Annotated in this window: 6 protein-coding genes; 4 read left to right on the plus strand and 2 right to left on the minus strand. The window is 58.6% G+C overall.

What is annotated here, in order from left to right; genetic code table 11:
* A partial coding sequence (locus ABX749_RS10645) for an adenylosuccinate synthetase (RefSeq protein ID WP_372895960.1) occupies nucleotides 1-414 on the minus strand: 414 nt, incomplete at its 3' end.
* 210 nt (nucleotides 415-624) lie between these two features.
* On the opposite strand from ABX749_RS10645, the gene cysD reads away from it, so the two are divergent.
* The 3 genes from cysD to ABX749_RS10660 all read left to right on the plus strand — a co-directional run bounded on the left by cysD (nucleotide 625) and on the right by ABX749_RS10660 (nucleotide 5134).
* A complete protein-coding gene (gene cysD, locus ABX749_RS10650; RefSeq protein ID WP_372895961.1) occupies nucleotides 625-1536 on the plus strand; it encodes a sulfate adenylyltransferase subunit CysD in 912 nt (303 codons plus the stop codon).
* A gap of 82 nt (nucleotides 1537-1618) precedes the next feature.
* On the plus strand, nucleotides 1619-3559 hold the full coding sequence (gene cysN / locus ABX749_RS10655; RefSeq protein ID WP_372895962.1) for a sulfate adenylyltransferase subunit CysN: 1941 nt from the start codon (nucleotides 1619-1621) through the stop codon (nucleotides 3557-3559).
* Nucleotides 3560-3760: 201 nt separating this feature from the next.
* The gene (locus tag ABX749_RS10660; protein WP_372895963.1) at nucleotides 3761-5134 is read left to right on the plus strand and encodes a serine hydrolase; all 1374 of its coding nucleotides are present in this window, start codon (nucleotides 3761-3763) and stop codon (nucleotides 5132-5134) included.
* A gap of 47 nt (nucleotides 5135-5181) precedes the next feature.
* Here the strand turns inward: ABX749_RS10660 and ABX749_RS10665 are convergent, their stop codons facing one another.
* Nucleotides 5182-7662 carry a glycogen/starch/alpha-glucan phosphorylase gene (locus ABX749_RS10665; protein WP_372895964.1) on the minus strand — a complete coding sequence of 827 codons (2481 nt, stop codon included), beginning with the start codon at nucleotides 7660-7662 and terminating at the stop codon, nucleotides 5182-5184.
* A 586-nt stretch (nucleotides 7663-8248) separates the two neighbouring features.
* Here ABX749_RS10665 and ABX749_RS10670 point away from each other — a divergent pair.
* Nucleotides 8249-9529 carry a PotD/PotF family extracellular solute-binding protein gene (locus ABX749_RS10670; protein ID WP_372895965.1) on the plus strand — a complete coding sequence of 427 codons (1281 nt, stop codon included), beginning with the start codon at nucleotides 8249-8251 and terminating at the stop codon, nucleotides 9527-9529.
* Nucleotides 9530-9585 lie beyond the last annotated feature (56 nt).

The raw sequence follows: 9585 nt of genomic DNA on the forward strand, positions 1-9585 counted from the left end.
ATAACACGGTCCGATGCCTCGGTTGGTCGTGCCGATCGACTCACCACGCAGTGCGGTCGCGTTGATCTGGCGGTCTTCGGCCATGTGCCAAGGCATGACTAGGTGGGCCCGCTCGCTGATTTGCAGATTTTCGTCGCAGTTGACTCCGCGGGGGGCAAGCCCCTCCATCTCGCCGATCATGGTCTCGGGGTTGATCACCACACCGGGGGTGATCAGATTTTGGACCCCACGATGCAGGATTCCGCTGGGAATATGGTGCAATTTGTAGACTTCATCGCCGACAACCACCGTGTGGCCGGCGTTTGCTCCGCCCTGATAGCGGACGACCAAATCAAATTGTGAAGCCAGCAAATCAACTAATTTGCCCTTCGCTTCATCACCCCACTGCAAACCAATGACGCAAGTTCCCGACACCAGAATCACTCCGGAAAAATTGATGAGGCCGGGAAGATTTCGTTCCCCGGCGCAGAATCCCAGAGCCTAAGCCCCAACACCCCGAATGGCAACGGGAGAGAGAGAAGTTCCATTCCCTCTCTTAAAACTGCAACACTCCGCCTATACTCCCTCGGCCGGGCATGGCTTGCCCGTTACTAACGCTAGATTCCCCACCCTTACGGCGTCCTGATGTCGGATTACAACCTGACCCACCTGAAACAACTGGAAGCGGAGAGCATTCATATTTTCCGTGAGGTGGCTGCAGAATTTCAAAATCCCGTGATGCTTTACAGCGTCGGCAAAGACTCTGCAGTGCTGCTCCACTTGGCTCTGAAGGCCTTCGCTCCGGCTAAACCTCCATTTCCCTTGCTGCACGTGGACACGACGTGGAAGTTCAAGGAAATGTACGAGTTCCGGGACAACTATGTCGCCAAGGAACTGGGGCTGGATCTGATCGTGTACATCAACGAAGAAGGCTTGAAGCTCGACATCAAGCCGTGGGAGGACAGCGAGCGTCACACCGAGATCATGAAGACCGACGCCCTCAAGGCCGCTCTCGATAAATACGGTTTTGACGCCGCCTTCGGTGGGGCGCGACGCGACGAAGAAAAATCGCGGGCCAAAGAGCGGGTTTTCAGCTTTCGCGACAAAGGCCACCGCTGGGACCCCAAGAATCAACGCCCCGAGCTTTGGAACGTCTACAACGCACGCGTCAACAAGGGGGAGTCGATCCGCGTGTTCCCGATGAGCAACTGGACGGAACTGGACGTGTGGCAATACATCCATCTGGAAAACATCCCGATCGTGCCACTTTACCTGTCGACCAAACGCAAGGTCGTCGAGCGGGACGGGATCCTGATCATGCGCAATGACGACCGCATGCCGCTGTTGGAAGGCGAAGTCGAAGAGGAAAAGATGGTGCGGTTCCGAACGTTGGGCTGCTATCCGCTGTCTGGGGCGGTCGAATCCGAAGCGACCGACTTGGTGGACGTCATCCAGGAAATGTTGTTGACGACGACCAGCGAGCGACAGGGACGTGTGATCGACAAAGACGAAGGCGGGGTCGGCATGCAAAAGAAAAAAGAACGGGGCTATTTCTAGCCCTCGGTCACCGCCTTGTTCCACCGGTCCATCCGCCAACGCCTCGACCGCGTCACTCCCTCAACACCTTTCACCAGCAACCATGTCTCACCAGTCTGACCTCATCGCAACCGACATCAACGCCTATCTCAAGCAACATGAGAACAAGCAACTGTTGCGGTTCATCACGTGCGGCAGCGTGGACGACGGCAAGAGCACGCTGATCGGACGCTTGCTGTACGATTCCAAGTTGGTTTACGAAGACGAATTGGCCAAGGTCCAATCGGATTCCGCCAAACAGGGTTCGACCGGCGGAAACTTTGACCCGTCGCTGTTCATGGACGGGTTGAAGGAAGAGCGAGAACAAGGCATCACGATCGATGTCGCCTATCGATACTTCAGCACCGCGAAGCGAAAGTTCATCATCGCCGACACCCCCGGCCATGAACAATACACGCGAAACATGGCAACCGGCGCCTCGACCGCGGATCTGGCCATCCTGATGATCGATGCCCGTCACGGCGTGCTGACGCAAACCCGACGGCATTCGTTTATCGTCTCCCTGCTCGGGATTCGTCACGTCGTCGTGGCCATCAACAAGATGGACTTGATCGAGTTTTCCGAAGAAAAATACGAAGCGATTTGCGACGACTACCGGTCCTTCGCCACCCGTCTGGATCTGCCCGACCTGCACTTCATTCCGATCAGCGCGCTCAACGGTGACAACGTCGTCGATCGCAGCGAATTGATGCCCTGGTACACCGGCACGACGCTGATGGGTTTCCTGGAATCGGTTTACATCGGCAGCGATCGCAACCTGCAGGATTTCCGATTCCCCGTCCAATTGGTCAACCGTCCCAACCTGGATTTCCGCGGCTTCTGCGGAACGATTGCCTCGGGGATCATTCGTCCCGGCGAAGAGATCATGGTGTTGCCGAGCAAGCGAACCTCCAAAGTCAAATCGATCGTGACCTACGAGGGTGAACTCGAGGAAGCCTACGCACCGCTGGCGGTCACGCTGACCCTGGAAGACGAAATCGATGCCTCGCGCGGAGACATGATCGTTCGCCCGGGAAACCTTCCCAAGTCGCGAGATTCGATCCAGGCCATGCTGGTTTGGATGGGCGAAGAGCCGATGGTGCCCGGCAAGACGTACCTGTTTAAACACACCACGCAAACGGTTCCCGGAACGATCGACACGCTCAACTATCGAGTCGACGTCAACACGTTGCACCGCAGTCCCGCCCCCGAATTGGAACTCAACGCCATCGGCCGCGTCGGTATTTCACTGTCCGCCCCGATCCATTTTGATGCCTATCGCCGCAACCGTTCCACCGGCGCGTTCATCGTGATCGACCGGATCACCAACGCGACCGTCGCCGCCGGGATGATTCTGGATAAATCAGGTGACGGTGGGGCGAAATCGGTTTGGGACGAAGAGGAATCCGGCGATCGCGACGACAACGCACCGGTTTCCGCGGTCACCGCCGAAGAACGCGCCGCCCGGTACGGTCAACAACCGGCCACGGTGCTGCTGACCGGATTGACCGGGTCGGGCAAGACCGCGATCGGCCAAGCCCTGGAACGCAAGCTGTTCGACAGTGGTCGGGCCGTATCGGTCATCGATGGTGAGCACGTCCGCAAGGGCCTGTCCCGTGACCTCGGTTTTAGCGCCAACGATCGCAGTGAAAACCTTCGTCGCAGCGCACACTTGGCACACACGCTGAATGAGGCGGGGATGATTTGCATCGCCTGCTTCGTCGCGCCCAGCGAGGAGGTTCGCCAGAAAGTGGCCCGCGTGATCGGTGAAGACCGCTTCTTGGTCGTGCATGTGGCGACGCCGGTGGAAGTCTGTCGCCAGCGTGACGAGAAAGGCCAGTACGCCCAAGCCGACGCCGGTCAATTGCTGAATTTCCCCGGCGTCACGGCTCCCTACGACGCTCCGCCCAACCCCGATGTCACCCTCGATGCGTCCCAACAGACCATCGACGAGTGCGTCACCCAAATCATCGAAGCGCTACGAAAAAAAGCAATCATCAAATAAGTGGCGTAAGCTTCCAGCTTGCGTCCCCCGCCACAACAAGTGGCGTAAGCTTCCAGCTTGCGATCCCCCGGCAGGCATCATGCCTGCCCCACGGCAAACCCTCGTGCCGTTAAGATCGAGTGTTCCAATCGATTGAACACACGCCGAGGAGTCTCGATGATCGATCGCTTTCCCACTATCTTACGCTCAGCCCTTTGCGGTTTGCTTTTGGTCTTCGCCGCCGACCGGCTCGTTGCCGCACCGCCTGATTTGGACGACCCGGCAACGCAGCAGCGAATTCGTTCGCTCGTTCAACCGTATCTCGATTCCGAGCAAGTCGTCGGTCTTTCGTTGGGGCTGATCGCGGGGGATTCCTCCGCGACGTTTCATTTTGGCAAAACATCCCATCGCGGTGAAACGCCGACCGATCAAACGGTTTATGAAATCGGCTCGGTCTCGAAAGTCTTTACGGGAGTTCTGCTCGCCGACGCGGTCGTCCAAGACAAGGTCAAGCTGGACCAGGACGCCGCCGACCTGTTGCCCGCTGGTGCCAGCATGCCCGATTCAAACGGCAAGAAAATCACGCTGTTAGATCTTTCGATCCATCGGTCGGGACTGCCGCGATTGCCGAGCAACATGAAAAACGTCGGCGGTGAAAACCCCTACGCCGATTACACTTCCCAGCTCGCCCTCGAATTCTTGAGCGACTATTCGTTGACCCGCGATCCGGGCGACGAGATGGAGTACTCGAACTTTGCGGTTTCGTTTCTCGGTTATCTCCTCTGTCACCAAGCCGGCAAATCGTACGACCAACTGTTGTCCGAACGGATCGCCAAACCGCTGGGCATGACCAGCACCACGGTGACCGGCGATGCCGAAGTCCTCAAGCGTCTGGTGATCGGCCACAGCACTCCCGGAAAGCCGCATTCGACGTGGGAGTTTGCCGACATGCCCGGTGCCGGCGGGATCCGCAGCACCGTCACGGACATGCTGCGGTTTGCCAAGTCGAATCTCGATCCGCCGGACGATGACTTGGGAAAAGCGCTTCAGCTTGCTTGGAAACAGCACCGCGGCGGTGACGCCAAGGACTTTGCGATGGGGCTCGGTTGGCACATCGCCCGAGACGGATCGACGCGGTGGCACAACGGACAAACCGGTGGATACCATGCAATGTTGTTCGTCAACCGCCAGGTTCCCGCGGCGGTCGTGTTATTGACCAACACGGCAACCATGGAAGTCGACGTGCTGGCCGAAGACTTGATCCGCATGTTGGCCGGTGCGGCCGTCGAGCCTCGAACGTTTCAGTCGACGATCGATGTGCCGATCGCAAAGATGAAACGATGCGAAGGCCGTTACCAAATCGCCCCCGGAGCCGTGTTCGATGTCAGCATTGTCAACGATCGAATGATGGTGCAATTGACCGGCCAGCCCGCGTTTGAAGTCTTTCCCAAATCCGAAACGGAATGGTTTTACAAGGTCGTCCGGGCCACGCTGACGTTTAAAGACGAACAGAACGGGCAATTTAAAGCGCTGGAGCTGTTTCAAAACGGCATCCGCGTCTCCGCCACGCGGATCGCACCGGCCGAGGCCGAATAACCGATCCGCCGATTGACGCCAACCCGCTGTCGCCAAACGAATCGCAGTTATTCTGTCAGCGGTTTGACGTGCCAGATTTCATCGGCGTACTGCTGAATCGTTCGGTCGCTGGAGAACCATCCGCTGTTGGCGGCATTGAGAATGCTCATCCGGTCCCATTGATCGGGCTTTTGGTAGGTTTCCGCGACGCGTTCTTGTGCGTCGATGAAGCTGCGCAGGTCGGCGATGGTCAGCCATTGGTCGTGCGGGTTTCTCAGGCCCGAGGTCAATTCGCCGAAGACACCGGGTTCGGAGCCGTGGAAATGACCACCTTCGAGCAATTCCATCACGCGGGCGATTGCGGGATCGGCGGCGATGATCGCGTTGGGGTCATAGCTCTTTCGCGTCTCTTGGGCTTCGGCGGCATTGAGTCCGAACAGGAAGAAGTTTTCGGCACCGGCCTTTTCGCGAATCTCAATGTTCGCCCCATCGAGTGTTCCGATCGTCAACGCTCCGTTCATCATGAATTTCATGTTGCCCGTTCCCGACGCTTCTTTGCCGGCGGTGGAGATCTGTTCGCTCAACTCGGTTCCGGGGCAGATGACTTCCATCGCCGAAACGCGATAGTTGGGGAAGAACACCAATCGCAGCAGATCGCGTGCGCGGGGTTCGCTGTTGACGACGCGGGCGACGTTGTTGATCAGTTTGACGATCAGCTTGGCCAAGTGATAGCCTGGCGCCGCCTTGCCTCCGATCAAAACGCATCGCGGCACCATGCCGGCGGTTTCGCCGCGAAGGATGTGGTCGTACAAGTGGATGACGTGCAACACGTTCATCAACTGTCGCTTGTACTCATGGATCCGTTTGACTTGAACGTCGAACAGCATCGAGGGGTCGAAGTCGACGCCGGTGTTATCCTGGACGTACTTGGCCAATCGCTTTTTGTTGGCGTTCTTGACTGCACGCCAGCGACTGCGGAAGTCGGCGTCGTCGGCGAGCGGGGCCAATTCCTTGATCTCTTCCAAATTGGACTCCCAACTTGTACCGATCGCTTCATTCATCAAGTCGCGCAGTCCCGGGTTGCAGTGGGATAGCCAGCGCCGTTGGGTGACGCCGTTGGTCTTGTTGTTGATTTTGTTCGGCCAGATGCGATCAAAATCGGCGAACAATCCGCTCTTGAGCAAATCGGTGTGCAGCTGTGCGACGCCGTTGACGGAAAAGCTGCCGACGATCGACAGGTACGCCATTCGAATGTGCGGCGTGTGGCCTTCTTCGACGAGCGAGACACGTTTCAGCAAATCGGGCTCGTTGGGGAATTTCTTGGCCACCTCGGCGAGGAAACGCTCGTTGATTTCAAAAATGATTTCCAGGACACGCGGCAGCAACTGTCCGAACAGGCTGACCGACCAGCGCTCGAGCGCTTCGGGCAACAGGGTGTGATTGGTGTAGGCCATGCACTGCGTCGTGATCGCCCAAGCCTGGTCCCATTCCAATTCATGTTCATCCATCAGCAGCCGCATCAACTCGGGGACGGCGCAGGCGGGGTGCGTGTCATTGAGTTGGAAGCAGTTCTTTTGACCGAACTCGCTGAAATCCTCGCCGTGCCGCTCGACCCAGTTGGCCAAGACGTCTTGCAGGCTGGCCGAGACCAGGAAGTACTGTTGTTTCAGACGCAGCTCTTTTCCGTTCTCGCTGGCGTCGTTGGGATACAGCACCATCGAGATTTGTTCGGCATTGTTTTTTTGCGCGACCGATTCGGGATAACTGCCGGCGTTGAACTCATTCAGATCAAACGCGTCGGTCGCCGTCGCCTTCCAGAGGCGGAGTGTATTGACGGTGCCGTTTCGGAAACCGGGGATGGGCATGTCGTAGGGGATCGCCAAGATGTCGTGCGATTCCACCCAGCGGCTGTGTGGTTTTCCCTGTTCGTCGACGTAGCGTTCGGTTCGGCCGTACAATCGGATCCGTTTGGTGTCCTCGGGCCGCTCGATTTCCCAGGGGTTTCCATCGCGCAGCCAGTGGTCGGGGGCTTCGACTTGGCGGCCGTTTTCGATCAGCTGATGGAACATCCCGTATTCATAGCGAATCCCGTATCCGGAGACCGGCAGCTGCAGATTGGCGCAGCTATCGAGAAAACAGGCCGCGAGCCGTCCGAGACCGCCGTTGCCCAACCCGGCATCGTGTTCCTTGTCGATGACCTCTTCCAATTCGACGCCGAATCGATGCAACGCCTTACGCATCGCCTCGTCCAGGTCCATGTTTTGGATCGCGTTGTTGAGCGACCGTCCGAGCAGAAACTCGAGTGACAAATAGTTGACGTGGCGCGTGTCGCTGGCCGCGAGCAATTCGCGGGTGCGGCGCCAGTCACGGCTGATGCGATCTCGGATCGTGATGGCCGCCGCGCGATAGCAATAACCGGGATCTGAGTCGATGTCGTCACGTCCCAGAGTGAACAGCAGGTGTCGGCGCAACTCGTGTGAGAGCGAGCCGAGGAGCACATCGTCGGTTTCGGGGGACGGTGAGACAGCAGAATCAAGGGTTTTTTGCATCGGTAGAATCGAGGGGCTATTGGGAACCGAGTCAAGTTTCAGAGGGACAAGGGCACGCTCGAGCACCTTGTCATAAGGTGCAAACGGTCGAGAAACAAGCGGGAGGTCTGTCAGGTCGCACAGCGGCGAAATGACCGCCCTCACATGGAGAAAGGGGGGCGTGCGGTCAGTCGCCTCGTCCGAGGACGAGACGCAATCATCTTTCCTAATCGGCAAGGTCGGCGATGGTCGCGAGGCAAAGCGACGGGATTCTGCCTTCGCCACACGCCACAAGCCGCATCATCGGTCCCACGCCCGCAACCGCTACACGCGACACGTTCGGTCGCCCTGACGGCCGAAGCGGCAAACGGGGGGCTGCGAACCCGCTTGGTCAATCACGCTGCCCGGCCGGGACCGTGGCTTCCAAAGCAACACGGCCCCAACGCGGGGCGCGGGGGGCGTGTGTGTCGCCACGATCCCGGCGGTGTCGTAGCAGTGGAGACCCGTCCGTTGTCCCGCATTCTGGTTGAATTGCCCGGACCGAATGGGCCGGTACCTCAGGGGCAAGACAAGTTTTTCAGCCACCTCTATCCAAGGCGATCAATCCATGAAGCAAAATCGACGAACCGTACTCGCCACTGCCGCCAGCGCCGCGGTCGCGTTGGCCGCTGCGCCAGAGCGTGTGTTTGGCACCGCGCCATACGGATTCGTCAAACAGCAACGCACGCTCAGGGTCTTGGGCACGCACGTGACGCTTCAGCAGCCCATCCGCGAGCAAGCGGAAAAGGATTTGGGGATCAAACTGCACTTCCAGCCGGGGGGCAGCGCCTCGGTCCTGCATCAGGCATCGACGCGTCCGGAGTCGTTCGATCTGTACGAACAGTGGTCCAACAGTATCCGCGTGCTCTGGCAAGCCGGCTCGATCCAGCCCCTGGATCTCTCGCGGCTGGAGTATTGGGACGAGATCAACAGTCTGACGAAGACGGGAAAGCTGACACCTTACGGACGAATCGGCGCCGGCGACGCCCCCAACAAACTGCTTTACGTTCAACGCGATGGATCGTTGGCGGCCCAAGAAACCAAACAGATCAGCTTTCTGCCCTACGTCCACAATGTCGACTCCTTCGCCTATGACGCGTCGGTGGTCCCACGTGGCGTGGCGTACAAGACGGAAAGTTGGAGTTGGTTGTTGGATCCTCGTTGGGCCGGCCGCGTCGCGTTGTGCAACGAGCCGACGATCGGGCTGTTTGACATCGCCTTGGCGGCCCAATCCAAGGGGCTGATCGAATTCGACGACATCGGCAACCTTTCCAAAGCGGAGATCACCGCGCTGTTTCGAATCCTGGTCGACCTGCGCCGCCAGGGACACTTTCGTGGCGTTTGGAATAGCGTGCCCCGCTCGGTCGAACTGATGCGTGGCGGCGAAGCGGTGATCGAAAGCATGTTCTCGCCCGGCGTCTCTGCCCTCCGCGCCGAGAACATCGATTGCGTTTACGCGGCACCCAAGGAAGGCTATCGAGCATGGCACGGCGTGATGTGCCTGTCCGCAGCCGCCTCGTCCACCGCAAAAGACGCGGCGTACGAGTACATGAATTGGTGGCTGTCCGGTTGGCCGGGTGCGTTCATCGCGCGGCAGGGCTACTACATCTCCAATCCCCAGCGGTCCCGTCGCGAAATGACCGCGCCGGAGTGGGACTATTGGTACGCCGGCAAACCCGCCACCTCTGATTTGAAGGGCACCGACGGACGCGTCGTCGTTCGCCGTGGCGAAGCCCGCACCGGGGGTTCCTACGAACGACGTTTTAGCAATGTCGCCGTCTGGAACACCGTGATGAAAAACTATGAATCCACGTTGAGCGCTTGGAACGAGTTTCTGACCGCGAACTAAAGCCCACCTACGTCACTTTCGACACCCTTTCGAGAATGTTTCAGCTGTCGCTAAAA

The organism is Stieleria sp., assembly GCF_041595215.1.
Lineage (GTDB): Bacteria > Planctomycetota > Planctomycetia > Pirellulales > Pirellulaceae > Stieleria > Stieleria magnilauensis.